The 22,968-nt window shown below is 63.9% G+C and carries 26 protein-coding genes; 13 read left to right on the plus strand and 13 right to left on the minus strand.

Features of this window, described 5'->3' with window-relative positions; translation table 11 throughout:
* Positions 1-233 precede the first annotated feature (233 nt).
* Both FJ973_RS25790 and FJ973_RS25795 read right to left on the minus strand, forming a co-directional pair.
* Complete coding sequence (locus tag FJ973_RS25790; protein WP_140558300.1) at positions 234-740, minus strand: Hsp20/alpha crystallin family protein; 507 nt, start codon at positions 738-740, stop codon at positions 234-236.
* Between the two features lie 78 nt (positions 741-818).
* On the minus strand, positions 819-1,301 hold the full coding sequence (locus FJ973_RS25795) for an Hsp20 family protein (protein ID WP_140500457.1): 483 nt from the start codon (positions 1,299-1,301) through the stop codon (positions 819-821).
* Positions 1,302-1,327: 26 nt separating this feature from the next.
* Between FJ973_RS25795 and FJ973_RS31035 the strand changes: the two genes are divergently transcribed.
* Together FJ973_RS31035 and FJ973_RS25800 are read left to right on the plus strand one after the other, a co-directional pair.
* Entirely contained in the window at positions 1,328-1,477 is a 150-nt protein-coding gene (locus FJ973_RS31035) for a hypothetical protein (RefSeq protein WP_181165362.1), read from the plus strand.
* A gap of 37 nt (positions 1,478-1,514) precedes the next feature.
* A complete protein-coding gene (locus FJ973_RS25800; protein ID WP_224671551.1) occupies positions 1,515-1,886 on the plus strand; it encodes a DUF982 domain-containing protein in 372 nt (123 codons plus the stop codon).
* Positions 1,887-2,009: 123 nt separating this feature from the next.
* Here the strand turns inward: FJ973_RS25800 and FJ973_RS25805 are convergent, their stop codons facing one another.
* Both FJ973_RS25805 and FJ973_RS25810 read right to left on the minus strand, forming a co-directional pair.
* Positions 2,010-2,288: an usg protein gene (locus tag FJ973_RS25805; RefSeq protein ID WP_140549407.1), complete on the minus strand. Its 279-nt coding sequence runs from the start codon at positions 2,286-2,288 to the stop codon at positions 2,010-2,012.
* 24 nt (positions 2,289-2,312) lie between these two features.
* Positions 2,313-2,654, minus strand: a complete 342-nt coding sequence (locus tag FJ973_RS25810) for a hypothetical protein (protein WP_246675950.1) — start codon at positions 2,652-2,654, stop codon at positions 2,313-2,315.
* Between the two features lie 336 nt (positions 2,655-2,990).
* On the opposite strand from FJ973_RS25810, the gene FJ973_RS25815 reads away from it, so the two are divergent.
* The 4 genes from FJ973_RS25815 (at position 2,991) to FJ973_RS25830 (ending at position 6,013) form a co-directional block, all read left to right on the plus strand.
* Positions 2,991-3,305, plus strand: coding sequence for a co-chaperone GroES (locus tag FJ973_RS25815; protein WP_140500451.1), 315 nt, complete (start codon positions 2,991-2,993; stop codon positions 3,303-3,305).
* Between the two features lie 57 nt (positions 3,306-3,362).
* Entirely contained in the window at positions 3,363-4,994 is a 1,632-nt protein-coding gene (gene groL, locus FJ973_RS25820; protein ID WP_140558302.1) for a chaperonin GroEL, read from the plus strand.
* 72 nt (positions 4,995-5,066) lie between these two features.
* Positions 5,067-5,378 carry a hypothetical protein gene (locus FJ973_RS25825; protein WP_246675951.1) on the plus strand — a complete coding sequence of 104 codons (312 nt, stop codon included), beginning with the start codon at positions 5,067-5,069 and terminating at the stop codon, positions 5,376-5,378.
* A 338-nt stretch (positions 5,379-5,716) separates the two neighbouring features.
* Positions 5,717-6,013, plus strand: a complete 297-nt coding sequence (locus FJ973_RS25830; protein WP_140558304.1) for a DUF982 domain-containing protein — start codon at positions 5,717-5,719, stop codon at positions 6,011-6,013.
* Positions 6,014-6,100: 87 nt separating this feature from the next.
* Here the strand turns inward: FJ973_RS25830 and FJ973_RS25835 are convergent, their stop codons facing one another.
* On the minus strand, positions 6,101-7,021 hold the full coding sequence (locus tag FJ973_RS25835; RefSeq protein ID WP_140558306.1) for a LysR family transcriptional regulator: 921 nt from the start codon (positions 7,019-7,021) through the stop codon (positions 6,101-6,103).
* 134 nt (positions 7,022-7,155) lie between these two features.
* Between FJ973_RS25835 and FJ973_RS25840 the strand changes: the two genes are divergently transcribed.
* Together FJ973_RS25840 and FJ973_RS25845 are read left to right on the plus strand one after the other, a co-directional pair.
* On the plus strand, positions 7,156-7,794 hold the full coding sequence (locus tag FJ973_RS25840; protein ID WP_140558307.1) for a DsbA family protein: 639 nt from the start codon (positions 7,156-7,158) through the stop codon (positions 7,792-7,794).
* A gap of 36 nt (positions 7,795-7,830) precedes the next feature.
* Complete coding sequence (locus FJ973_RS25845; RefSeq protein ID WP_140558309.1) at positions 7,831-8,442, plus strand: NAD(P)-dependent oxidoreductase; 612 nt, start codon at positions 7,831-7,833, stop codon at positions 8,440-8,442.
* Between the two features lie 40 nt (positions 8,443-8,482).
* Here the strand turns inward: FJ973_RS25845 and FJ973_RS25850 are convergent, their stop codons facing one another.
* Together FJ973_RS25850 and FJ973_RS25855 are read right to left on the minus strand one after the other, a co-directional pair.
* The gene (locus FJ973_RS25850) at positions 8,483-9,937 is read right to left on the minus strand and encodes an ROK family protein (RefSeq protein WP_140558311.1); all 1,455 of its coding nucleotides are present in this window, start codon (positions 9,935-9,937) and stop codon (positions 8,483-8,485) included.
* A gap of 35 nt (positions 9,938-9,972) precedes the next feature.
* Positions 9,973-10,881 (minus strand): tagatose-bisphosphate aldolase, encoded by a 909-nt coding sequence (locus tag FJ973_RS25855; RefSeq protein WP_140558312.1) that lies wholly within the window; start codon positions 10,879-10,881, stop codon positions 9,973-9,975.
* 285 nt (positions 10,882-11,166) lie between these two features.
* On the opposite strand from FJ973_RS25855, the gene FJ973_RS25860 reads away from it, so the two are divergent.
* The 4 genes from FJ973_RS25860 (at position 11,167) to FJ973_RS25875 (ending at position 15,377) form a co-directional block, all read left to right on the plus strand.
* Complete coding sequence (locus tag FJ973_RS25860) at positions 11,167-12,072, plus strand: sugar-binding domain-containing protein (protein ID WP_140500440.1); 906 nt, start codon at positions 11,167-11,169, stop codon at positions 12,070-12,072.
* Positions 12,073-12,499: 427 nt separating this feature from the next.
* Positions 12,500-13,477, plus strand: a complete 978-nt coding sequence (locus tag FJ973_RS25865) for an ABC transporter substrate-binding protein (RefSeq protein WP_140500438.1) — start codon at positions 12,500-12,502, stop codon at positions 13,475-13,477.
* Between the two features lie 99 nt (positions 13,478-13,576).
* A complete protein-coding gene (locus FJ973_RS25870) occupies positions 13,577-14,638 on the plus strand; it encodes a ribose ABC transporter (RefSeq protein WP_140500436.1) in 1,062 nt (353 codons plus the stop codon).
* The gene (locus FJ973_RS25875) at positions 14,631-15,377 is read left to right on the plus strand and encodes an ATP-binding cassette domain-containing protein (protein ID WP_140500435.1); all 747 of its coding nucleotides are present in this window, start codon (positions 14,631-14,633) and stop codon (positions 15,375-15,377) included. The genes FJ973_RS25870 and FJ973_RS25875 overlap by 8 nt, the downstream gene beginning before the upstream one ends.
* Positions 15,378-15,389: 12 nt before the next feature.
* Here FJ973_RS25875 and FJ973_RS25880 read toward each other — a convergent pair whose 3' ends face one another.
* The 6 genes from FJ973_RS25880 to FJ973_RS25910 all read right to left on the minus strand — a co-directional run bounded on the left by FJ973_RS25880 (position 15,390) and on the right by FJ973_RS25910 (position 21,361).
* Positions 15,390-15,896, minus strand: coding sequence for an L-2-amino-thiazoline-4-carboxylic acid hydrolase (locus tag FJ973_RS25880; RefSeq protein ID WP_140558314.1), 507 nt, complete (start codon positions 15,894-15,896; stop codon positions 15,390-15,392).
* A complete protein-coding gene (locus FJ973_RS25885) occupies positions 15,893-16,684 on the minus strand; it encodes an ATP-binding cassette domain-containing protein (RefSeq protein ID WP_140558316.1) in 792 nt (263 codons plus the stop codon). Before FJ973_RS25885 ends, FJ973_RS25880 begins: the two co-directional genes overlap by 4 nt.
* Positions 16,681-17,682 carry an ABC transporter ATP-binding protein gene (locus tag FJ973_RS25890; protein ID WP_181170959.1) on the minus strand — a complete coding sequence of 334 codons (1,002 nt, stop codon included), beginning with the start codon at positions 17,680-17,682 and terminating at the stop codon, positions 16,681-16,683. The genes FJ973_RS25885 and FJ973_RS25890 overlap by 4 nt, the downstream gene beginning before the upstream one ends.
* Positions 17,679-18,509, minus strand: a complete 831-nt coding sequence (locus FJ973_RS25895) for an ABC transporter permease (RefSeq protein ID WP_140558318.1) — start codon at positions 18,507-18,509, stop codon at positions 17,679-17,681. The genes FJ973_RS25890 and FJ973_RS25895 overlap by 4 nt, the downstream gene beginning before the upstream one ends.
* Positions 18,506-19,492, minus strand: coding sequence for an ABC transporter permease (locus tag FJ973_RS25900; protein WP_140558319.1), 987 nt, complete (start codon positions 19,490-19,492; stop codon positions 18,506-18,508). Before FJ973_RS25900 ends, FJ973_RS25895 begins: the two co-directional genes overlap by 4 nt.
* Before the next feature lie 258 nt (positions 19,493-19,750).
* Positions 19,751-21,361 (minus strand): ABC transporter substrate-binding protein, encoded by a 1,611-nt coding sequence (locus FJ973_RS25910; protein ID WP_140558323.1) that lies wholly within the window; start codon positions 21,359-21,361, stop codon positions 19,751-19,753.
* Between the two features lie 364 nt (positions 21,362-21,725).
* Here FJ973_RS25910 and FJ973_RS25915 point away from each other — a divergent pair, with 364 nt between their 5' ends.
* Positions 21,726-22,913, plus strand: coding sequence for a Xaa-Pro peptidase family protein (locus FJ973_RS25915; RefSeq protein ID WP_140558325.1), 1,188 nt, complete (start codon positions 21,726-21,728; stop codon positions 22,911-22,913).
* The last annotated feature ends 55 nt before the right edge of the window (positions 22,914-22,968 follow it).

Genomic DNA, 22,968 nt, shown 5'->3' on the forward strand with positions numbered 1-22,968 from the left:
CCAAAGCCGACGCAGAGGGTCAAAAACAAATCCCGCAAAACCAAACACAATCCGCCCGCCAGAACCATACAAGCCAAAGCGACCAGGGGGCGGGCAAGCCGGGCCACCGCACAAAAGACAGACCTGTCGCCGAAAATAATCCAGCCGGCAAAGCAATGGCGTCCGCAGTGTAAGCCGTCAACATCTGGACCTGAACCGGCGGGTGGGTTTGTCCAACCGCCGGCATAGGTGGTTCAACTCTTGATTTCGATCCGCTTTGCCTGCGCTTGCGCTTTCGCGGTCTTCGGCAATGTAACCGTTAGGACGCCGTTCCTGAAGCGCGCTTCGACATTGTCTTGCTCTACCTCGATGCCGAGCGGAATGCGGCGCTCGAAACGGCCGTAATAGCGCTCGGAGAACTGGCGCTCCTTGTCCTCGCTCTCGGACCGCTTTTCGCCCTTCAGGGTCAGCACGTCGTCATCGAGCAGGACCTCGATGTCCTTTTCCTCCATGCCGGGCACTTCGGCCGTGACACGGACCTCCTTTCCAGTGTCGGAGATCTCGACGCTCGGCCAGCGTCCGCCGTTCGCGGCAACGGAAGGCAAGGATGGCAGACCGGAGCCGAAACCGCGGAAAACATCGTCGAAAAGACGGTTCACCTCGCGGTGCAACGACATGAACGGATCACGTTCGCCATCGCGCAGAAGGCTGGGCACCTGGCCTCGTTCCCGGCCAAAAGGAATGAGATCACGTACGCTCATTGTCTTTCTCCTCTTTGCTTGCGTCTCCACCACCGGGCGACCGGCGTCCGGTTGGTGGAAGCCCTGACCCGAATTGCCTCACGCGGCCTGTTTTTCCACTTGCACGGGCTTTGCCGCGGATTTTTCCTTGGCTTTGGCCATGCTGGTGCCGATCTCGATCTTGCGCGGTTTCATCTCTTCGGGAATCTCACGCTGAAGATCGACGGTCAGGAGACCGTTGACGAGGCCGGCGCCGGTCACCTTCACATGGTCGGCAAGTTCGAAGCGTCGCTCAAACGGCCGTCCGGCGATGCCGCGATGCAGGTATTCGCCATTGTCCTCTCCGGCACGCTCGCCGGCGATGACGAGCATGTTGGGTTCATGCACGATGCTCAATTCGTCTTGACCGAAGCCGGCTACCGCCATGGTGATGCGGTAGGCGTCGTCACCGGTCCTGGAGATGTCGTAGGGCGGCCAGTTGTCGACGTTCGCCGTGCGGCTGGCATTCTCCAGCAGGTCGAAAATGCGGTCGAAGCCTATGCTCGACCGATAGAGCGGTGAAAAGTCGAAAGCGGTTCTCATAGCCATATCCTCCTTCGCTGAGCAACATGGGTACGAGGAGTGCCAAGGATGCGGCACTCCTTGACCTGCCGGCCCTTCCGGCGCCGGCGGAATCGATCTGGGAACTGACGGGCGTGGCGTCAAGAGGCCTGATCGAACGTCTCGTCGAGATTCCGGCGGCCCTTGACGCGGCCTGAACGGCTGACCATCTCGATCACGGATGGACGGTCGCCGGTGACGCCATCCGATTGCTTACTCGCAAAAAGACGTCAAAAAACGGAGGAAGTGATGAACGATATTCGGTTTCCCCAGCCGATTACCCTCGAATTGTCGGACGCCCCGCGCAAGGTCGCCAGCAGCTTCGAGGCTCTGGAATGCCTGGATCAACAATGGCCGAAATGGGCGCGCGGACCAAGCTGGCGCGCCGCCGGCCGTGCATGCCGTGATGCGCTGGATGGCTGGCGCAGCGGGCGTGCCGCCTACAAGGCCTTCTTGAAGGCGGCCAAGCGAGCCGGCCTGACGAGGGGCCGCTCCGCTTCGCCCCAGCAATTCCGTTCCGCGGCGATGTCAAGGACGGCCCAGCCGATGGCTGTCAGAGCAGGATGACACGAATCCCATCACTCATCCTGCTCGGGAACTCTGATTTTAGGTATGCTCAATCGAGCCTTTGAGCGCGCCGCGTTGCAGGCGACGCGCTTCAGGTTTTTTGATCCGCTCAATGTGATCCGCTCAATGGATGGCAACGATGCCGTCAACGGCGCGCCATTCCGACGGTGTGATTAGACGATGATGTGCGACGCGCACGGAATGCAGCGCGCCGTCCAGTTCGCTTTCCCAATAGCCAAGGAAGCCCTTCAGCTCCGGGAAATCGGGAGCGAGGTCGTATTCCTGCCAGACATAGAGCTGCAGCAGGTTGGGGTAGTCAGGCATATGATAGTGAATCTCGGCCGTGGTCAGGCCGTAGCCATCCATCTGCAGGCGGAATTCTCTGCTGACCGCAGTCACCATATGTTTCTCCTTTCGCTTACGACCTTATGCATTCATCCTGGCGAAGTCGTGCCGGAATTCATCCGGCGTGGACCGCGGCGCCGGCACGTCGATGTCGAGCTTGCAGAAGGCCTCCATGATGTGGTCGAAGGAAACCGGCCGCTCGACTCCCGGCGGCAGGCGCAGTTCCGGCATCGACTCCACCGCGCAGGCATCCGAGGCCCAAGACGACAGGATCGCCCGCTTTTCCCAGAGGTCGAGCGCGTCGTCTTCCAATACCTCGTCAGGATGTTTGAAGTGCCTCGCCGGCGAAAGCAGCCGGTCAAGCGAGGTGTCGGGCGTGTCAGTCAGGGAAGGCATGATCGGCGGAAATTTATGTCGGTCCATCGCTGTCCTCCGTCTGCAAAAACTCCTCGATAGCGTCCAGTTTCCGGCTGTGCTTCGGCAGCGCCGGCCAGGATAATCTTGTTGGCTCTTCACCAAAATTCAAGCGGTGAAATCGTCGACCTGGCGAGAATCCCTGCATGATAACAACGCGTTGGCACTCTCATGCGACGAGTGCCAAAATTTTTGCGCGGACCTCTTGAAACCGGAAAATTCCAAAACTAGCTCGATATGCGCGCGCGATGCCTGAACAAGGGTCGCGGCACCTCTTGCCGGGCCGATATTGCCGGTCCGGCGCGGAGGAACCTCAAAAACTGTTTGTCCTTGAAGGAGAACGACATGACGTTCCGCCCATTGCACGACCGTATCCTGGTCCGCCGCATCGAAGCCGAGGAGAAAACGGCTGGCGGCATTATCATTCCCGACACAGCCAAGGAAAAGCCGCAGGAAGGCGAGGTGATCGCCGCCGGCCCCGGCGCCCGCAACGAAGCCGGGCAGCTACAGCCGCTCGACGTCAGGGTGGGTGACCGCATTCTGTTCGGCAAATGGTCCGGCACCGAGATCAAGCTCGGCGGCCAAGACCTGATCATCATGAAGGAAAGCGATGTGATGGGCGTGATCGAGCAGACCGCGACCGTGAAGAAGGCCGCCTGACGGCTTCTTGCCAGGTTACCAGTCAACGAAAGCTGCCTAAATTGAAGGAGTGATCCAATGGCTGCCAAGGAAGTGAAGTTCCATACCGAAGCCCGCGAGAAGATGCTGCGCGGCGTCGACATTCTGGCCAATGCGGTGAAGGTGACGCTCGGTCCCAAAGGCCGCAACGTCGTTATCGACAAATCCTTCGGCGCGCCGCGCATCACCAAGGATGGTGTGACGGTGGCCAAGGAGATCGAACTGGAAGACAAGTTCGAAAACATGGGCGCGCAGATGGTGCGCGAAGTCGCTTCGAAGACCAACGACATCGCCGGCGACGGCACCACAACCGCGACCGTTCTGGCCCAAGCCATTGTCAAGGAAGGCGCCAAGGCCGTCGCCTCGGGCATGAATCCGATGGATTTGAAACGCGGCATCGACAAGGCCGTGGAGGCGATCGTTGCCGAACTGAAGGCCAACGCTCGCAAGGTGACGAAAAACGATGAGATCGCCCAGGTCGGCACCATTTCGGCCAATGGCGATCCCGAGATCGGCCGGTTCCTCGCCGAGGCGATGGAGAAGGTCGGCAATGAAGGTGTCATCACGGTGGAGGAGGCCAAGACCGCCGAGACCGAACTGGAGGTGGTCGAAGGCATGCAGTTCGACCGCGGCTATCTCAGCCCGTACTTCATCACCAACCAGGACAAGATGCGCGTCGAACTTGAAGAGCCCTATGTGCTGATCCACGAGAAGAAACTGTCCAACCTGCAAGCCATGCTCCCCGTCCTCGAGGCGGTCGTGCAGTCGGGCAAGCCGCTGCTGATCATCGCCGAGGACGTGGAAGGGGAGGCGCTCGCCACGCTGGTCGTGAACAAATTGCGCGGCGGCCTGAAGGTCGCGGCCGTCAAGGCGCCTGGCTTCGGTGATCGCCGCAAGGCGATGCTGGAGGATATCGCCATCCTCACCGGCGGCACGGCGATCAGCGAGGATCTCGGCATCAAGCTCGAGAACGTCACGCTGCAGATGCTGGGCCGCGCCAAGAAGGTGGTGATCGAAAAAGAAAACACCACCATCGTCGACGGCGTTGGCCGCAAGGAAGAGATCCAGGGCCGCATCGCCCAGATCAAAGCGCAGATCGAGGAGACCACCTCCGACTACGACCGCGAGAAATTGCAGGAGCGGCTGGCGAAGCTCGCCGGTGGCGTCGCCGTCATCCGTGTCGGCGGTTCGACGGAAGTCGAGGTGAAGGAGCGCAAGGACCGTGTCGACGACGCGCTGCATGCGACCCGTGCGGCGGTCGAGGAAGGCGTGCTCCCGGGCGGCGGCGTCGCGCTGCTCCGGGCCGCCAAGGCGCTCGATGCCTTGCCGATCGACAATGCCGACCAGAGGACCGGTGTCGAGATCGTGCGGCGTGCGATCGAGACCCCGGTGCGCCAGATCGCGGAGAACGCCGGCGCCGAGGGCTCGATCATCGTCGGCAAGCTGCGCGAGAAGAGCGAGTTCGGCTGGGGCTGGAACGCCCAGACCAACGAGTTCGGCGATCTCTACGGCCAAGGCGTCATCGATCCGGCAAAGGTCGTGCGCACCGCGCTTCAGGATGCCGCTTCCGTCGCTGGCCTGCTGGTCACCACTGAGGCGATGGTGGCCGAGAAGCCAAAGAAGGAGGCCGCGACCCCTGCCATGCCCGCCGGCGCGGGCATGGACTTCTAGGACGCCGGGAGGCCGCCCGCTCCCAGAAGTGGGAGCGGGCGCTTCCCGGGGAAAGTTTGGAGAGAGACCACTATGACCGGTATCGGTTCCGTTCCGGCGCCCACGCATCCGGCAAACGAATTTCTCGCCTACGAGGCAGAATGCAGGAGCGTGCTGGGGCCATTGTTGATGCGCGTTCTCGACATGGCCGAGTCCGCAGGCTGGAGCCGCCGTACGGCGGCGTCGACGCTGATGTTCCTGGCCGCGCAGCATGTGTCGGCAGCCTCGGAAGGCTCCGGCGGCTCAACCAGGGATGGAGGACGCGATCATCGGAGCCCCACAGCAAACGATGGACCGATGTCCGGTTGGGAAGAGGACCGACATGATCGTGGGCCAATTGCGTGAATGCCTGAAAACGTTGAGGTGGAAAGCGGCAGACCTCGTCGACGAGCTTGGTTGCCCGCAAAGCCAGGTCGCCGCCTGGCTCGATGGGCGGGCGCTTCCGCCGCTTTCCGTCCTTGCCTGGCTCGAGGCGCTCGCCAGGGCGCATAGAGCGCTACCGGCGCCTGGCCGAGGCTCGCCAGTGCTCAAGCCAAGCCCGGTCGAGCCAGCCGAGATCAGGCTCGCGGCTGCCGGAAATCCGACGACACCGGCGCACCCGCCCTATCCGCGCCGACCTGTCTTCTCGCACCAGGCTGCCCGACATGCTTCGGTTCGTTTGCCATCGAATGGAGGTTTAAATCATGGCACAGATGCGCTTTGAAGAACCCGTGACCATCTTGGTCGGAATGGGGCTTCCGGTGACGATCGAGACTGCGATGGAAGCATATGCCATGCTGCAGGACTGGCCCGTTGCCAGCCGGAACGGCGCCCATGCCGTCGCCCTCAACGCTTGCAAAGCCGGCATTGCCGGCGAGATCGATGCGGAAACCGTGCGGGCGACCTTGATCGCCTTCGCGCGCCGCAATGACATTCTGGTGCCGAATATGATCTCGCCTGCCAGTATCGCATCCGGTAGCCGCGCCGTGCGAGCGGATTGAGTATCTATTTGCGACCTATCGGTGAGCGCCCCGGCGATCCAAAATGATCGGCCCGTCAGCCTCGAGCTGGCGGGCTGTCTCGTCGCCTCAGGCCGTTTCGACGAGACGCGAGCGTTTCTTCTCGGCGGCCGCCAGCAACTCGACGAAGGCGCGGACCTTGGCTGGCCGGAACCGGGCCGGAGGGAAAACGGCATGGATGCCGCCGGCAGGCAACATCCAGTCGGCAAATACCGGCACGAGACGTCCCTCGGCGATATCGTCGCCGACACTGTAGTCGGGAAATACGCCCAATCCGATACCGGCGAGCACGCAGGCAAGAGCCGCCGGGCTCTTGTCGCACATGATGACCGGGTTGAGTTCGGTCAACACCGTTTCTCCCTCTCTTGAAAACAGCCATTGGCCGATGCCGCGCAGCTGGGCGTTGCCGACCCAGGCAAGCGATCTTGCCTGGCGCGGGGCGACATCGGGCGGCAGGCTTGCGGCGAAGGTCGGGTTCGCCACCACGACCTGCTGTATCGTGCCCAGGCGCCGCGCCTGATTGGACGAATCCGCAAGCCAGCCGACGCGGATGCCGAGGTCGATCTGCTCGTCCACCAGATTGCTGACGGCGTCATCGAAAATCGCCTCGACGCGCATATGCGGATAAGTTCGGAGATAGGCGGCCATGACCGGCGCAACGATCTTCGTGCCCCCATAGTCGAGCGGCGCGGTCAGCCTCAGCATTCCCTTGGGTTCGACTGCCCCGTGCGAGATCTCGCCATAGGCCGCTTCGGCTTCGCGCAGGATGATCATCGCGCGGTCGTAGAAGAGGCGACCCTCCTCGGTCGGCGTGACACGCCGCGTCGTGCGCCGCATGAGCGTCGCGCACAATTCCTGTTCAAGCCTGCCGATCTGGTGGCTGACCACGGCCTTGGCCACGCCAAGCCGGTCCGCCGCCGTGGTGAACGAGCCTGTCTCCATCACCGTGGTGAAATAGACAAGCCGATTGAGATTGAGGAGTTCGGTCACATGCTTTGTCTGATTAGATCAGACAGTTTGTATTATTGGGCACCATTTATTGCAAGACCATCACCTGCCACATGTAAGCCAAGACATTTGGCGGACGGGGCAGCTAATGCCACCGCAACGGAGACCGGGCGACCGTGGGCAATCCAGAAGTGACCTACCTTTTCGATCCGCTCTGCGGCTGGTGTTATGGCGCAAGCCCGATGCTCGAAAAACTGTCCGCCAGCGGCGTGCGCATCGAGCTCTTGCCGACCGGCCTGTTTTCGGGGGCAGGCGCCCGGCCGATGGATGGCGGTTTTGCCGCCCATGCCTGGGCGAACGACCAGCGCATCGAGCGCTTGACCGGACAGGTTTTCACGCAGGGCTATCGGGACAACGTGCTGAATGTTCGCGGCACGTTGCTGGATTCCCATGCCGCGACCCTCGCGATCACCGCGGCGGGCCTGGAAGATCCCGAGCGCCGGCTCGCCGCGCTGAAGGCGATCCAGAACGCGCGCTATGTCGATGGGCGCGATATCGTCACGGTCGGCGGTGTCGCCGAGGTGCTCGCCGCCGCCGGCATGGCCGATGCCGGCGAACTGGTGAAGGCGCCAACCGAAGGATTGCTGACAGCTCACCGCGAACTGGTCGGCCGAGGCCGCGCGCTGTTCCAGCGCTTGCATTCCAATGGCGTGCCTTCGCTCGCCATCATCAGCAACGATGCGCCGCGCCTCATCGGTTCGAACGCGCTGTTCGGCAGTTTCGACAATCTCTTCGCTCATATCGCGGCCGCGTGATCCCCAACCGACCTCCAACAAGGAATGGAAAAAGACATGGCAAAAGTCGCTCTCATCGGCGCATCGGGCGCAGTCGGTTCGCGCCTGCTCAAGGAACTCTCCGGCCGTGGCCACACAGTCACCGGCATCGCCCGCAATCCTGAAAAAATCGCGGCGCTGCCTGGCGTGACGGCCAGGAAGGGCGATGTCTTCGACATGGAAGGCCTGGCCAAGCTGATCCGCGGCCATGATGTGGTGATCAGTTCGGTGCATTTCCTCGACAGCGATGCCGACACGCTGATCGCCGCGGTGCGAGCCTCCGGCGTGAAGCGCTACCTGGTCGTCGGCGGTGCGGGCAGCCTTGAGGTCGCGCCCGGCAAGCGGCTGGTCGACACGCCCGAATTTCCCGACATCTACAAGGCCGAGGCGCAGAAGGGCGCCGACTTCCTCGACAAGCTGAAGACCATCGATGACCTCGATTGGACGTTCCTGTCGCCATCCGCCATGTTCATCCCGGGCGAGCGGACCGGCAAGTTCCGCCTCGGCAAGGACACGCTTCTGGCTTCGGACAAGGGCAGCAGCATTTCCTTCGAGGATTACGCCATCGCGATGGTCGACGAGATCGAGAAGCCCGCCCACATAAAGCAGCGCTTCACCGTCGGTTATTGACTAGGCAGGCCAGGCCAGCTGCTTCTTGTCCACCAACATTCTAAACGTCGCCCGTCATCGTCGCTCGCAGCCATGCCGTGATGGCATCGAGGTCGATCGGTTTCGTCGTGTCGACGTCGAAGAGCGGGCCGCGCCGCAGCGGTTCGGCGCGCCTGGCGAGTTCGATCAGTTCGGGGATATAGGCCGCGCCTGGATGGCCGGGGAGACGCTGGCCGAGCCGGGCGCCGTAACGCTCGGCAAGGACTTCGCCGGGCGCATGGCACCAGATTTCGACGGTCTGTTCGACCCCGGCATTCCTGAGATGATCCTCGAGCAGCTCGCGCGGCTGGAAACCGAACCAGGCGTCGACGATGAATGTGGAGCCCGCTGGGGCTTCGCCGACGACTGACCAGATCGCCTGATAGCTGGCGCGGCCGAGCGTGCGGTTGAAGGCGCGGTCGCCGCCGCCGAGCACCTCGAGAAACGGATTCTTGATTGTGTCGAGCGCAAGCAACGGCCATCCCATGCGGTCGGCGATGCCGCGCGACACCGTGCTCTTGCCGCTGGCCGGGATGCCGTTGACCAGCACGGCGCGCCTTGCCGCGCCGGCTTGCACAAAATGCCGGCCAAAAATCGGCGCTGTCGCCATGTCTGTTCCGGCCAGCGCCTGCAATCCTGCCCCGATCACGCCGGCCTCGTCGCCGAGCTGCGCCGGCTCGACCGGGCACTGGTACCACGGCGCCAGGGCCGGCGCGCGGCCGAGCGCCTTGTGTGCCGCCCAGCCAAGACCGCCGCCGAGCAGGACGACACCGGGGTCGAACATGGCGACGCTGGTATCGATGGCGGCACGCAAAGGCATTGCCCAGGCTTCGAGTATAGCGCGCGCCTGGACGTCTCCGGCGGCGTCGCGGGCAAAGAGCTGGTCGACCGAAAGGTCGGGACGCAAGCCGGCCCGTGCGATGTGACGGCCAAGCGCGGTGCCCGAACTGGTGGTCTCGACACAACCGCGCCGGCCGCAGGCGCAGATCTCGCCATTGACGTCGACGGTGATGTGGCCGAGCTGCCCTGCCGTTGCCCGGCCACGCATGATCCGCCGATCTTGAGCGACGGCCCCGCCAATGCCCGTGCCGATGGTGAACATGGCGACGTCGTGATGGCCCCGGCCGGCGCCGAGCGCCATCTCGGCGACCAGTGCCATGTTGCAGTCATTGTCGATGACGACGGGCTTGCCGGCCATGTCTTCCAGGCGCTGCGCCAGCGAGACGGAGGCCAGATTGACATAGCCGCCGGACAGGACCGCGCGGCGATCCGCATCGACGCGACCGGGAACACCGATGCCGATGGCCGAAACCTCCGATGCATCGAGCCGGCGCACCATCCCGGCGATCCGCGAGAGCACAGCCTGCGGGTCTGGCGCGCTCTTTTCGGACAGACGTTCGAGGATTTCGCCGGTGCCCGAAATGCGGGCGGCCCGCAGATTGGTGCCGCCTATATCTATCCCTATGCTGAGAGGCATGATGTCCTGCAGGTGCCGGTGATCCAAGGCAGATATCAGGCGGCGGCCTTGCGCCGGTGATACCCGATCACCGCCTGGATCTCACGCAATCGCGGCACCGCGATGGTCTTAAGCCTTTCGCGCTGAATGTCACGATCGAGCGAGATGCAGTCCTTCCACAGCGAGCGGCCGGCGATGACGCCGGAGGCGCCGTTCTGCATGGCAATCTCGACCTGGCCGAGGAAGGTGGCGTGGTTGACGCCGGCCGAAAGCACCGCCCACGGCACCTCGCCAGCCATTCTGGTGATGTTGGCGCAGGCTTCCGGCGTTCCGGGATACGGAAGCTTCAGCACCTTTGCCCCGCACTCCAGCGATATCCTTGTGCCTTCCTCGACGAGCCAGGGGGTCTTCGCCGCATAATCTTCCGGGCTTTCGTCTTCGAGCTGATAGGTCAGGAATTCGACGACGAGCAACAAATCTTCCTGCCCGAAATCGGCGATGCATTGGCGCAGGATGGCGATGTTGTGCTCATTCGCTTCGGGCTTGTCGGCCCGCAGATACACCATGATCTTGCCGCCCGTGCCACCCAGTTCGCGCACGCGGCGCGCATCGATGCCGGGGACAAGGCGCGACAGGCGATAGCCTTCAGGCGAGACGTCGAAACCCGAGGCGTCGAGGCCGATAAGCAGCGCGGTATCGCGGTTCAGCACGCCCTCCTCGACAACCCGCGGCACCGCGCAGAGCGGGTCGAGCAGCACGCAGGACGCGGCACTTGCAAGGTAGCGCGTGATGTCGGCCTTGGTGTCGCCGAGCATGTCGTTGGTGATCCTGGCCTGTTCGGCCGGATCCGACGCCAGCAAGGTGCGCATGCCGCCGCGCTGGTCGCAGGCGATGGCCAGCATGGCCCCGTCCTTGCCGCATATCTGCTGATAGCCGCGCAGCTCCGCGGTGGTCATCTTTGTCATGGTCTCTGTCCGATGTTGGCGCTCTCTGGCCGAGGGCGCGGATCCCGTGGAAACAAGAATGTTCAGTTTTTGCCCGCCTGCCGGCAGGGGAGAATTGCCGTCTTGATGCGCCGTCCATTGCCCGGAAAAGCACACCTTGCCGGCGCCTGGGCAGGACGGCCTCAAGTTGCGAGTTCGCCGGATTTGCGCGATAACTCCCATCGGCGTATACGTGTGTAACACGTTGCTGAAAGGAATTGCAAGCTGGCTGTCCCTCCCATTCAGGATGCGACCGCATCGCGCACGATGCTGCACACGGTCGCCAAACTGCATTACGAGGCGGAGATGTCGCAGGTCGATATCGCGCGGCAGCTTGGCGTCTCCACCGCGACCATATCGCGCCTCTTGCAGCGGGCGCGGGCGGAAGGGATCGTCCGTATCGAGGTTCTCGATCTGGCGGCACCTGAGGAGATCACCGGACAGCTAATCGATAGGCTAGGCCTGCGTGACGCAGCGGTGGTCGAGACGCCGGCCGCAGGCGCGCTGACGGCGCTGGCCGGCCCGCTCGGCGGCCTTCTCAAGCAGGCGCAATTGGTGGCCGGCTCCGTGGTCGCCATCGGCTGGGGGCGCGCGGTGCGCGAGGTGATCCGCGCCGGCCTGCCGCGCATTCCGGGCGTGCTGACCGTTGCCGCCACCGGCGGCATGCAGCAGCACGCGGCGCATTTTCAGGTCAACGAATTCGTCCGCCTCGCCGCCGAGGAGTTCGGCGGGACACCGCACTTCATTCATGCGCCCTATCTGCCTTCCAGTGAATTGCGTGAAGTCTTCCTTGGTGATGCCGCCATCAGCGATGCCGTCGCGCTGTGGGACAGGACCGATGTGGCGATCGTCGGCATCGGCCTGCCGCATGCCATCAATGCACCCGAGGCGAGCGCCGCCACGCCGAGCGAGCAGGCGCTGGTCCATGCGGCCGGCGATGTCCTTCGGCATTATTTCGATGCCGATGGCGCGCTGATCGCCTGGGAAGGAGAGGGCCGGATGATCGCTATGTCGCCGGCGCAGCTCCGCGCCGTGCCGCTGGTGATCGGTGTCGCGGCGTCGCCGGAAAAGGCGACGGCCATCATCGGCGCCGCTCGCGCTCAGCTGATCAACGCCGTGATAACGGATACGAAGACGGCGCAAGCCATCCTCGCTACCCTGCCGCCGCGATAGTGCCGCCCGCCGCCCCGCCGCCGCATTCCAGTTCGCGAGGGCGATTTTACGAAATCGGTTGTGCCGCCGAGAAGTCGAGGCAATAGTTCGGCGGGACTTTGTGGAGCAGTCGGATGTTGCGTGAAAAATCCGGCGTTGCGACCCGGAAAACCGAGTTGCAATTTATTTCTGCAAAGTGTTACAAGTTTGTGAACTTGGCGTGCAATGCATGCCGGGTGCTGTGGTTCTCTGACCTCGCGGAGGCGAGGAAGTGACCGTGGCTATCGTGCCGGTCGGCTGGACCGGCTGACATATCGACTGGAGGGCGCTTGGGAGGAGCTGCCCGCGAAAAGCAAACAGGCGTTCCCGGCCGTCTTGTCCCAAGCGGACGACGGCCATTCGATGTCACTTGCAACGGCAGATCTGCCAACACAATGAGGAGGATGTCATGAAGAAGATCGTTGCCGCGCTTGCGGCTCTCGCCGTCAGCGCGACGGTGCTTATCGCGCCCGCGCAGGCGCAGGACAAGAAATACACCATCGCGCTCGTTCCGGGCCTGACCACCGACGGTTTCTACATCACCATGCGCAAGGGCGCCCAGGCCGCGGCCGACGCCCTTGGCGTGAACCTGGTCTTCCAGGGCGCTCCTGAGTTCAATCCGGTCACCCAGGTGCCGGTGCTCGACGCGGTCATCGCCAAGAAGCCGGACGCGATCCTGATCGCGCCTACCGACAAGGTCCAGCTGGTCGAGCCGCTGCGCAAGGCCAATGACGCAGGCATTCCGGTCATCACCGTGGATACGTTCATCGGCACCGGCGCCTATCAGACCGGAGCGGGTGACGCCGATTTCCCGCTGGCCTACATCGCTTCGGACAATGTGCTGGGCGGCGAAATCGCGGCGCGGGCGCTTGCCAAGGCCGTCGGCGACAAGGGCAAGGTCTACGTCTCCAACGTCAAGCCCGGCATCTCGACCACCGACCAGCGCGAGGAAGGCTTCAAGAAGGAGATGGCCAACCATCCCGGCATCACCGTTCTCGAGACCCAGTTCAATGACGACGACGCCAACAAGGCGGCCTCGCAGCTGCAGGCGGTGTTCGCGCGCAACCCCGACCTCGTCGGCGTGTTCGGCGCCAATCTGTTCTCGGCGCTGGGCGCCGCCAATGGCGTCAAGCAGGCAGGGCAGACGGGCACCGTCAAAGTGGTTGCCTTCGATGCTCCGACCAGCATCGTCGACAACATCAACACCGGCCTTGTGGATGTGGCGATCGCCCAGCATCCCGCAGAGATCGGCTATTTCGGCGTCGTCTCGGCCTATGCCCACCTGACCGGCCAATCCATCCCGGTCACGATCGGCACCGGCTTCACGATCATGGACAAGTCCAACATCGCCGATCCGAACATCTCGAAGTATCTCTACTCCGAGTAAGTCCGGACCAGCTTGGCTCTTCCCGGTGCGCCGGGAGGAGCCTGTGCCGGTCCCGCCAGGGCGGGACCTGTTTGAAGGCAGCCGCGCCGCGGAGTACTCATGACCTCGACATCACCAGCACAGCCAGCCGAGAAGCATGTCGCCCCCCAGGCTGACCACGGCGATCCCGCCAGGAGCTGGATCGCACGCATCGCCGAGGGGCGCGCCTGGCTGTTTCTCGCCGGCCTGATCATCTGTTTCGAGATCTGGTCGCGGAGCGCCTTCGGCGCCACTTTCGTGCTCAATCCGTTCAATCTGCAATCCATCGCGATTTTCGCCGTGGCGCCGCTGCTTTTGGCGACCGGGCAGACCTTCGTCATCATATCAGGCGGCATCGACCTTTCGCTCGGCTTCATCATGGGCCTTGCCGCGGTCATCGCCGCGCATGCCACCAACATGGCGGGCGCCGCCATTCCGTTGCCGTTGGCCATGCTGGCCGGCATCCTTGCCGCGGTGATCGTGGCCGGCGTGCCCGGCGTCATCAACGGCTTGCTGATCTCGCGGCTCAGGGTTCCGCCCTTCATCGGCACGCTCGGCATGTTCGGCGTCGCCCGCGGTGTCGCCTTCCTGCTTGCCGGCGGCACGACAGTGCCGGTACAGAATTCCTGGTTCGCACTGCTCGGCAACGGCAAGTTCCATGGCGTGCCCTATCTGGTGATGATCGCTGCTGTCTTCGTCGTCGTGATGCACTATCTGCTCAGCCAGACCCGTTTCGGCCAGCACAATTACGCCATCGGCGCCAATGTGCAGGCGGCGCGCCGCGCCGGCATCGACATCAGGGGCCACATCCTGCGGCTCTACGTGCTGTCGGCAATGTGCGCCGGCCTTGGCGGCGCGCTTTATGCCGCGCGCTTCACGGCGGGGGCAGCGCAGGCCGGCGAACCGCTGCTGCTCGACAGCGTCGCGGCGGTGGTGATCGGCGGCGCCAGCCTGTTCGGCGGCTCCGGCACCATCTTCGGCACCGTCGCCGGCGCGCTGGTGATCGCGGTCATCCAATACGGGCTGGTCTTCGTCAATGTGGAGCCGTTCTGGCAGTTCATCGCCGTCGGCGTCGTCATCATCATTTCCGTTCTCATCGACCAGGCGCAGCGCCGGTTCAGTGGAGCCCGTCAGGATGAATAGCACCGAGCCCCTCCTCGAAGTCCGGAACCTTTCCAAGCACTTCGGTGCGGTACGGGCGCTCAACGATTTCTCCATGGCCGTGCGGCCGGGCGAAGTGGTGGCGCTTGCCGGCGACAATGGCGCCGGCAAGACGACCCTGATCAAGGCAATATCGGGCGTGTTCCAGCCGACGGGCGGAGAAATCCTGCTCAGAGGTCAGCCGGTGGCTTTCGCCACGCCGCAGGAGGCGCGCGAAAAGGGCATCGAGACGATCTACCAGGATCTCGCGCTGGCCGACAATCTGTCGATCGGTGCCAACATCTTCCTCGGCCGCGAACCGATGCGCAAGGCGTTCGGCTTCCTGCCGGTGCTCGACCGCAAGGCCATGGCCGAGGCCGCCAGGGAGACGATGAAGCGGCTGGACTTTCACGTCAGCCGGTTGAACGCGCCGGTCAGCAATTTCTCCGGCGGCCAGCGGCAGGCCGTGGCCATCGGCCGCGCCGTCTACTGGGACGCGCAGATCCTGATCATGGATGAACCGACGGCCGCGCTCGGCGTGCCGGAGCAGCGCAAGGTGATTTCGCTCATCCATCAGCTCAAGGCGCAAGGGCGCGGCGTGATCTTCATCTCGCATAATCTGCAGGACATCTTCGCCGTTTCCGATCGCATCGTCGTGCTGCGGCGTGGGATCCAGGCCGGCGAGCGCAAGATTTCCGAGACCAACCATGACGAGGTCGTCAGGCTGATGGTCGGCGGCTAAGGCCGTCGGTTGCTAGCCGGCATCGCGGTTGGTCAGCGCGATGTGGCAGCAGCCGCTGCCGTGGCCGGGCGTCCAGGTGATATTGTCGAAACGCACGCCGGTCGCCTCGAACAGGCCACGGTCGAAGGCGCCGGCGATGCGGCAGAGCGTCGCGAGTTTTTCCTCGCCGACGCCGGCCTCGACCCAAGCATCCTTGAGGGGGCAGCGTTTCACCTTGAAGGCGATGCGGTCGGGCCCGCGTTCGACATCGGTCGGATACATCCGGCCGTCATCCGGGCTGACCGACAGGAAAGCTTCGCCGATTGAGCGCGCGTCGTTGGGACCGAATGCGGCGAAGGCGGCTGCTGCCACTTCCTTGCCGCGCTGCTCGATGGTCCGGGTCATTATCGCCTCGGCTCTTTCGGCGCCCAGCTCTCCGGTCAACTCATCCAGGAACAGGCGATAGAGGTCGGCCCGGTTGCGGAAAGCGGAATCGAGTTCGCGCGACAGTTTCTCGGCTCTGGCTTCGGGGTCGATCATGATGCTTCCTGCGTGGTTCTTCTGAGCTTTGGTGCGGCTGCCACGAGCGCCTTGCCGATAGCCGATCGCGGCGCATCGATGACGGCGCGGGCATCGCCGCTCTCGGCAATCCGCCCGCCGTCGAGAAGGATGACGCGGTGGGCGACGGCCCTGACGACGCCGAGATCATGCGAAATGAAGAGATAAGCGATCCGTTCCTGGCGTTGCAGGTCGAGCAAAAGATCGAGGATCTGTCCGCGCACCGAAACATCGAGTGCCGACACCGCTTCGTCGAGCACGATCAGCGAGGGTTTCGTGGCCATGGCGCGGGCAATCGCCACCCGCTGCCGCTGGCCGCCCGAGATTTCGTGGATGGCGCGAGAGGCGAGCTCCGCCGTAAGCCCGACGCGCTCCAGCAGGGCGGCGATACGGCGCGGGCGCTCGGAACGGGAGGCGACGCCGTGGATGCGCAAAGGGTCGTCAAGCACGCGCGCCACCGTGGCGCGCGGATTGAAGGCGGCAAGCGGATCCTGGAACACCATCTGCAAGCGAGCGCGACGCGCACGCAAGCTGGCGCCGCCCAGAGCCAGGAAATCATGGCCTTCAAACTCGATCCGGCCGGCATCCGGCTCGATCAGCCGCAACACCAGCCGGGCGATCGTCGACTTGCCGCTGCCGGAGGGTCCGGCCAGCGCCAGCGTCTCGCCGGGCCCGATTTCGAAAGAAACGTCGTCGGCCGCGGTAACTGTCTTGCCGCCACGGCGGTAATGCCTGGTAAGGTTGGAAACCGCCAGCACAGGGGCGCTCATGCCATCACACCGTGGTGCAGCGGTTCGGCGTCGAGGCCGATATGGGCCTCGAGCAGCGCGCGCGTGTAGGCTTCAGTTGGCGCACTGACGATCTGTTGCGTGGCGCCAAGTTCGATCAATTCGCCATGCCGGAACACCGCAATGCGGTCCGCCAGCTCGGCGGCCAGCGCAATGTCGTGACTGATGAACAGCAGCGTCATGCCGTCTTCTTCCACCAGCCGCCGGATCAGTGCGACGATCTCGGCCTGCACGATGGTGTCGAGCGCGCTGGTCGCCTCGTCGGCGATCAAAAGTCTCGGGCCGGCTGCGATCGCGGCTGCAATCGCCACACGCTGCTTCTGGCCGCCGGACAGCTGATGCGGATAGGCGCGCAGGGCGGAGTCCGGGTCGGGCAGGCGGACGCGTTCGAGCAGGTCCTTCGCCTTGGCGTATGCCTGAGGCCATGTGAGACCGAGATGGGTCCGGGAGACTTCGGCGATCTGTTTGCCCACGGTCATGACAGGATCGAGGCTGGCGGACGGGTCTTGAAAGATGAAGCCGATATCGCGGCCGAGGAGGGGTGTGGGGCTTGGTTTGGAAGTGGTCTTTTGGACGCTGCGTTCTATGAGGCCCCCCTCTGTCCTGCCGGACATCTCCCCCTCAAGGGGGGAGATTGCACCTTCATCTCGGCCTTCGCCAATCCCCAATGGTGCAGGGGAGCCATCGGCGAAGCTGCCAATCTCCCCCCTTGAGGGGGAGATGTCCGGCAGGACAGAGGGGGGTGCCTTCGCACCCAACGCCGGCAAAACCCAATCGATACGTCCGTCAATCCTGGCGCTCGCCTGCAACAACCCCGCAATCGCCAAAGCCAGAGTACTTTTGCCCGAACCGCTTTCGCCGATCACGGCCAGCCGCTCGCCAGCCTTGATGTCGAGGCTGATGTCTCTCAGCGCCACCACCTCGCCGTCGTCACGGCGGTAGGTCACCGCGAGGTTGCGGATCGAAGCCAGCGCGGTCACGACAGGCCTCTTCTGACCGCCGTGGTTTCAACGATGCCTTCACCGGCGAGATAGACGCCGAGCACCGTCAGGACCAGCGCTATGCCGGGCGCGATCGACAGGAAGGGCGCGGTGCGCAGCACCGCGCGGCCCTCCGCTATCATGCCGCCCCAGGTGACCCGATTGGGGTCGCCAAGGCCGAGGAAGGACAAAGCCGCCTCGGTGAGGATCGCCGCTGCCACGATCACCGAGGACAGCGCCAGCACCGGCGGCAAGGCATTGGGCAGCACCTCGCGAAAGGCGATTTCCAGCGGATGCATGCCGATGACGCGCGCGCCGGCGACGTAGTCGCGCTCGCGGATCGACAGCACTTCCGCGCGGGCCACGCGCGCGGGCCCGGTCCAGGTGCCGAGCGCTATTGCCGCCACGACGACGCCGAGCGAAGGGCCGACCACGCTGACGAAGGCTAGCGCCAGCAGAAAGCCCGGCACGGTCTGGAAGGCATCGGTGACGCGCATCAGCACCTCGTCGGTGAGGCCGCCGGCAAACCCGGCCACCGTGCCCACCATCGAGCCGATGGCCAGTGCGGCGGCGGCTGCCGCAAGGCCGACGGCAAGCGATGTGCGGGCGCCGTGGAAAAGCTCGGCCAGCACGTCGCGGCCGAGGCGATCCGTGCCGAGCGGCAGCGACCAGTCCTGGAAGGGCGGCAGCAGCGCCGGGCCGGCGATGGCTTGCGGGTCGCCCGGAAACAGCAGCGGCGCCGACAGGGCCGTGACGCACAATGCCGCCAGGAGGATGGCGCCGGCGACCGCCTCCGGCGTGCGCAGAAAGCGGCGGAGCGTGCTCATGTGCCGGCCTCGCTGGCGCCGACGCGCGGGTCGAGAAAGGCATAGGCGACATCGACGAGAAGATTGATGACGATGACCAGGACGGCGCTGACGAGAATGATGCCGAGCAGCAAGGGCGTGTCGCGCGCGGCCACTGCCTCCTGCGCCAGCCGACCCAGACCGGGCACGGCAAAAACACTCTCGATGACGACGCTACCGCCCAGCATCTGCGCCGACTGCAGGCCGAGCATCGTGACCAATGGCAGCAGCGCATTGCGGGCGACATGGGCAAGCACGATGCGGGGGAGCGACAAGCCCCTGGCGCGGGCGGCCAGCACAAAATCCTGCCGCCAGACCTCGGTCATGCCGGCACGCATCATCCGCAAATAGAGCGCCAGGTAGATGAAGCCGAGGCCTGAGACCGGCAGGACGAGATGGATGGCGATGTCGGCGGCGCGGTCGAGGCCGGCCTTGCCGGAGGCGATGGTCTCGATGCCGCCGATCGGCAGCCAGCGCAGGTCGACAGCGAAGACGACGATCAGCACCAGGCCGAGCCAGAAACCCGGCACCGCGTAGAGCGCCAGCGAACCGATGGAGAGAAAACGGTCGCGAAAACTGCCCGGCCTGGCGCCGGCATAGATGCCCAGCGCCGAGCCGAGGCCGAAGGAAAGCGCGGTGGCGCTGCCCATCAACCACAGCGTGGTCGGCAGGCGCTCGAGGATCACGTCGCGGATCGGCCGCGAAAAGGTGACGGACTGGCCGAGATCGAGATGCAGCAGCGCCCAGAGATAGTTGGCGAGCCGCGTCAGCTCCGACTGGTCGAGGCCCCAGCGATGGCGCAACAGCTCGATCATGCCGGCATCGCCGCCGGTAGAGACGATATAGGCATCGACCGCGTCGCCCGGGGCGGCCTCGAGCAGCAGGAACGTGCCGATGACGACGATCAAAAGCACGAAGACGCTGCCGACGAGGCGACGGCGGAGGAGCGTGAGGGCGCGGTTCATGCGGCCCTCGATGGGTTGGCGATACGTTGGTTAGGACCGCGCCTGGGCACCCCCCTCTGTCCTGCCGGACATCTCCCCCGCAAGGGGGGAGATTGGCTGTCATTTTTGGCTTCGCCAATCCCCAACATCGGAAAATTCGCGGGACAGACAAGTTGCCAATCTCCCCCCTTGAGGGGGAGATGTCCGGCAGGACAGAGGGGGGCCTCGTAGAACTCAACGCCTACGATGATTTCGCAAACGTTCATCCGCGAAATACTGTCACGATTCCAGATATGTGTCCGCCCAGTTCGATACCGCCCAGCGCGGATTGTTGGCGATGTTGCCGACCGTGTCGCGCGCGACGCTGATGAAGCTCCATTCGGCGACGTTGATCAGCGGCAGGTCGGCGGCCACCTCTTTCTGGAACTCCTTGTAAAGATTGGTGCGGGCCGATGTATCGAGCGTCTCGGACGCCTTGGCGATGAGCGCGTCCAGCGCATCGTTCTTGTAGCCGCCCTGGTTGGAGAACGGCACGCCGTCCGGAATGCCGCTTTGCACCAGGATGGTGGTCGAGATCGCCGGGTCGCCGCGGAACACCGGCGGGCCGACGGCGAGGTCGAAAGCGTGGTCGGTGTAGACGGCCTTGATATGCGCGGCGGAATCGTTGTTGACGAGCTGGGCGTCGATGCCGATGGCGGCGAGCGCCTGGCGCAGATAGTCGCCGAACTGCTTGGTTTCGTTGAAATAGGGAGCCGGCAACAGTTTCAGCGAAAAGCGTTTGCCGTCGGCGCCCTTCTTGTAACCCGCCTCGTCGAGCAGCGCATTGGCCTTGGCGACGTCGAAGGCATAGGTCGGGACGTCGGCGGTATAGAACTGCGGGTCGTTCTTCGGCACCGGGCCGGTGGCGGTGGCGGCATAGCCGAGGAACACCGTCTTGACGACGAAATCCTTGTCGATGGCATGCGCGATCGCCTGGCGCACCTTCAGGTCGGCGAGCTCCTTGCGACGGTGATTGATCTCGACGACGAGCTGGTAGGTCAGTCCCTCATAGCCCTTGGTGATCACCTTCAGGCCCGGCACTTTCGAGATGCGGTCAAGATCGGCCAGCGGCACGGCGGAGAAGGCGGCGAGCTGGATCTCTCCGGCCTCCAGCGCGCTCGCCGCCGAAGTGCGATCGGGCAACACCTGGTAGATGATCTCGTCGAGATAGGGTTCGTCCTTGCCCCAATAATCCGTGTTCTTCGTCAGCCGGTAGTATTGGCCGGCCTTGTATTCGGCGAACTTGAACGGGCCGGTGCCGATGGGCGCGTTGTTCGCCGGATTGTCCTCGATCTTGCCGACTTCGTAGATGTGCTTCGGCACCACGCTGCTCAGCGCCGGCAGAGCGTTGCGGATCAGCTGGAAGGGCGTCGGCTTGGCGAATTTGAACACGGCGGTCAATTCGTCAGGGGTATCGACCGCAGCCAGGTCCTTGAACACGGTGCGGCCGAGATTCTGCAGCGGCTTCCAGATCTGCAGCGCCGAGAAGGCGACGTCGGCCGAGGTGAACGGCTTGCCGTCATGCCATTTGACCCCCTCGCGCAGTTTGAAGGTCGCCGACAGCCCGTCGGCGGCACCTTCCCAACTGACCGCCAGCCGTGGCGCAAGCCCGTCCTTGCCGTCGAAGGAGGCCTCGGCCAGCGTTTCGACGATCTTGCTGGAGATGAAGAAGACGCCGTTGGAGGCGACGATGGCCGGGTTGAGGTTGCGCGGCTCGGAATCGGCCGCAAGCACCAGGCGGCCACCCTTCTTCGGCGTCTGCGCCGAGCTCAAGGCCGGCATCGCGGTGGAGGCCAGAAGCATGGCAGAGCCCGCAAGCACCGTGCGGCGTGAAATCCTGAACTCCGACATCATCCCTATTCCCCCTCTATCTCATATCTTCCATGGAGGCCTTTCGGGCGTTTCCATGCACGTTTGATTATGGGCCTTGCCGTGGCTTTCGCCAGAGACGGAATTGGCGCATCGTGGCGTGGCTTTGAAATTTTTGTTCGCTGGACCAGTTACGGGAGAGTGGTCGATAGACCTGGCTTGGTAAGACCAGATCAGGTGATGCGCCTCAAATGACTGGCATCGGTGATGCGCGCCCAGCCGGGCGACCTGTTTCTGGCTGGACCAGATACACCAAAATGGTGCAGATTTGACCCCGAAGTCGGGAGATCGGGATCAGGCGGCCGGCAGTCCAGCCGATCCGCGCGGACATTCAGGGAGAGAGACAATGAACATAGCTCCGGGGAAGAGTGCCGTCGGCGACATCCCATTCGACCACGCCAGGGTCGATGGCCTGATGGAAGAGGCCGATATCGACGTTCTGCTCGCGACATCCAAGCACAACACCCAATATCTGCTCGGCGGCTACAAGTTCATCTTCTTCGCCGCCATGGATGCGATCGGCCACAGCCGGTACCTGCCGATCGTGATCTACGAAAAAGGCGGACCGGACCACGCCGCTTATATCGGCAACCGCATGGAGGGTGGCGAACACCAGAACCACCCGTTCTGGACGCCGACGCTGCATGCCGCCTGCTGGGGCACGCTCGATGCCGCCAATCTCGCCGTCGAGCATGTGCGCAAGATCGGCAAGGGCGACGCTCGCATCGGCATCGAGCCGGGTTTCCTGCCGTCGGACGCCTATGCCCTGATCCGCAAAGCGCTCCCCGACGCCAAGCTGGTCGATGCCACCGACATGCTGGAGCGCATGCGCGCCATTAAGACCGAGGCCGAGCTGGAGAAACTGCGGATCGCCTCCGAGCTGATCACCGATTCCATGCTAGCGACCATCCAATGGGCGCGCGAAGGCACGACCAAGAGCGAGATGATCGAACAGCTTCGGCTCGAGGAAACCAATCGCGGCGCGCATTTCGAATATTGCCTGCTGACGCTGGGCTCCAGTCACAACCGCGCCGCCTCGCCGCAGGCGTGGAAAAAGGGTGAAGTGCTGTCGATCGATTCCGGCGGCAATTATCATGGCTATATCGGCGACCTCTGCCGGATGGGCATTCTGGGCGAACCGGACGCTGAGCTCGAGGACCTGCTGGCCGAAGTCGAGGCGGTGCAGCAGGCAGCGTTCTCGAAGGTGAAGGCGGGCACGCTCGGCGGCGACATGATTTCCCATGCCGAAGGCGCGCTGAAAAAATCCAGGGTCGCGCCCTATACGGATTTCTTCGCTCACGGCATGGGCTTGATCACGCATGAGGCGCCGTTCCTGATGACCAACCATCCGGTGACCTATGAAGGCACCTATGCGGGCAAGCCGCTGGAGAGAAACATGGTGCTGTCGGTGGAGACGACCATGCTTCACCCGACACGCGGCTTCATCAAGCTGGAGGATACGGTGGCGGTTACCGATACCGGTTATGTGATGTTCGGGGATCGGGGTCGGGGATGGAACCGGGGTGGCATGTAACCTGCCACGTTACAAATGAGCGTGCCGGTCTCGATTGTCTCTAAAGCGCGTCGCG

Source organism: Mesorhizobium sp. B2-1-3 (assembly GCF_006442495.1).
Lineage (GTDB): Bacteria > Pseudomonadota > Alphaproteobacteria > Rhizobiales > Rhizobiaceae > Mesorhizobium.

Coding starts and splice junctions, on each gene's coding strand:
- FJ973_RS25825 (WP_246675951.1), top strand. CDS start 5,067: ATGACCGGTATCGGTTCCGTTCCGGCGCCCACGCATCCGGCAAACGAA.
- FJ973_RS25810 (WP_246675950.1), bottom strand. CDS start 2,654: ATGGACCGACATAAATTTCCGCCGATCATGCCTTCCCTGACTGACACG.
- groL (WP_140558302.1), top strand. CDS start 3,363: ATGGCTGCCAAGGAAGTGAAGTTCCATACCGAAGCCCGCGAGAAGATG.
- FJ973_RS25870 (WP_140500436.1), top strand. CDS start 13,577: ATGACCTCGACATCACCAGCACAGCCAGCCGAGAAGCATGTCGCCCCC.
- FJ973_RS25790 (WP_140558300.1), bottom strand. CDS start 740: ATGAGCGTACGTGATCTCATTCCTTTTGGCCGGGAACGAGGCCAGGTG.
- FJ973_RS25815 (WP_140500451.1), top strand. CDS start 2,991: ATGACGTTCCGCCCATTGCACGACCGTATCCTGGTCCGCCGCATCGAA.
- FJ973_RS25855 (WP_140558312.1), bottom strand. CDS start 10,881: ATGACAAAGATGACCACCGCGGAGCTGCGCGGCTATCAGCAGATATGC.
- FJ973_RS25795 (WP_140500457.1), bottom strand. CDS start 1,301: ATGAGAACCGCTTTCGACTTTTCACCGCTCTATCGGTCGAGCATAGGC.
- FJ973_RS25885 (WP_140558316.1), bottom strand. CDS start 16,684: ATGAGCGCCCCTGTGCTGGCGGTTTCCAACCTTACCAGGCATTACCGC.
- FJ973_RS31035 (WP_181165362.1), top strand. CDS start 1,328: ATGGGTACGAGGAGTGCCAAGGATGCGGCACTCCTTGACCTGCCGGCC.
- FJ973_RS25895 (WP_140558318.1), bottom strand. CDS start 18,509: ATGAGCACGCTCCGCCGCTTTCTGCGCACGCCGGAGGCGGTCGCCGGC.
- FJ973_RS25910 (WP_140558323.1), bottom strand. CDS start 21,361: ATGTCGGAGTTCAGGATTTCACGCCGCACGGTGCTTGCGGGCTCTGCC.
- FJ973_RS25845 (WP_140558309.1), top strand. CDS start 7,831: ATGGCAAAAGTCGCTCTCATCGGCGCATCGGGCGCAGTCGGTTCGCGC.
- FJ973_RS25900 (WP_140558319.1), bottom strand. CDS start 19,492: ATGAACCGCGCCCTCACGCTCCTCCGCCGTCGCCTCGTCGGCAGCGTC.
- FJ973_RS25915 (WP_140558325.1), top strand. CDS start 21,726: ATGAACATAGCTCCGGGGAAGAGTGCCGTCGGCGACATCCCATTCGAC.
- FJ973_RS25850 (WP_140558311.1), bottom strand. CDS start 9,937: ATGCCTCTCAGCATAGGGATAGATATAGGCGGCACCAATCTGCGGGCC.
- FJ973_RS25830 (WP_140558304.1), top strand. CDS start 5,717: ATGGCACAGATGCGCTTTGAAGAACCCGTGACCATCTTGGTCGGAATG.
- FJ973_RS25805 (WP_140549407.1), bottom strand. CDS start 2,288: ATGGTGACTGCGGTCAGCAGAGAATTCCGCCTGCAGATGGATGGCTAC.
- FJ973_RS25865 (WP_140500438.1), top strand. CDS start 12,500: ATGAAGAAGATCGTTGCCGCGCTTGCGGCTCTCGCCGTCAGCGCGACG.
- FJ973_RS25880 (WP_140558314.1), bottom strand. CDS start 15,896: ATGATCGACCCCGAAGCCAGAGCCGAGAAACTGTCGCGCGAACTCGAT.
- FJ973_RS25875 (WP_140500435.1), top strand. CDS start 14,631: ATGAATAGCACCGAGCCCCTCCTCGAAGTCCGGAACCTTTCCAAGCAC.
- FJ973_RS25860 (WP_140500440.1), top strand. CDS start 11,167: ATGCTGCACACGGTCGCCAAACTGCATTACGAGGCGGAGATGTCGCAG.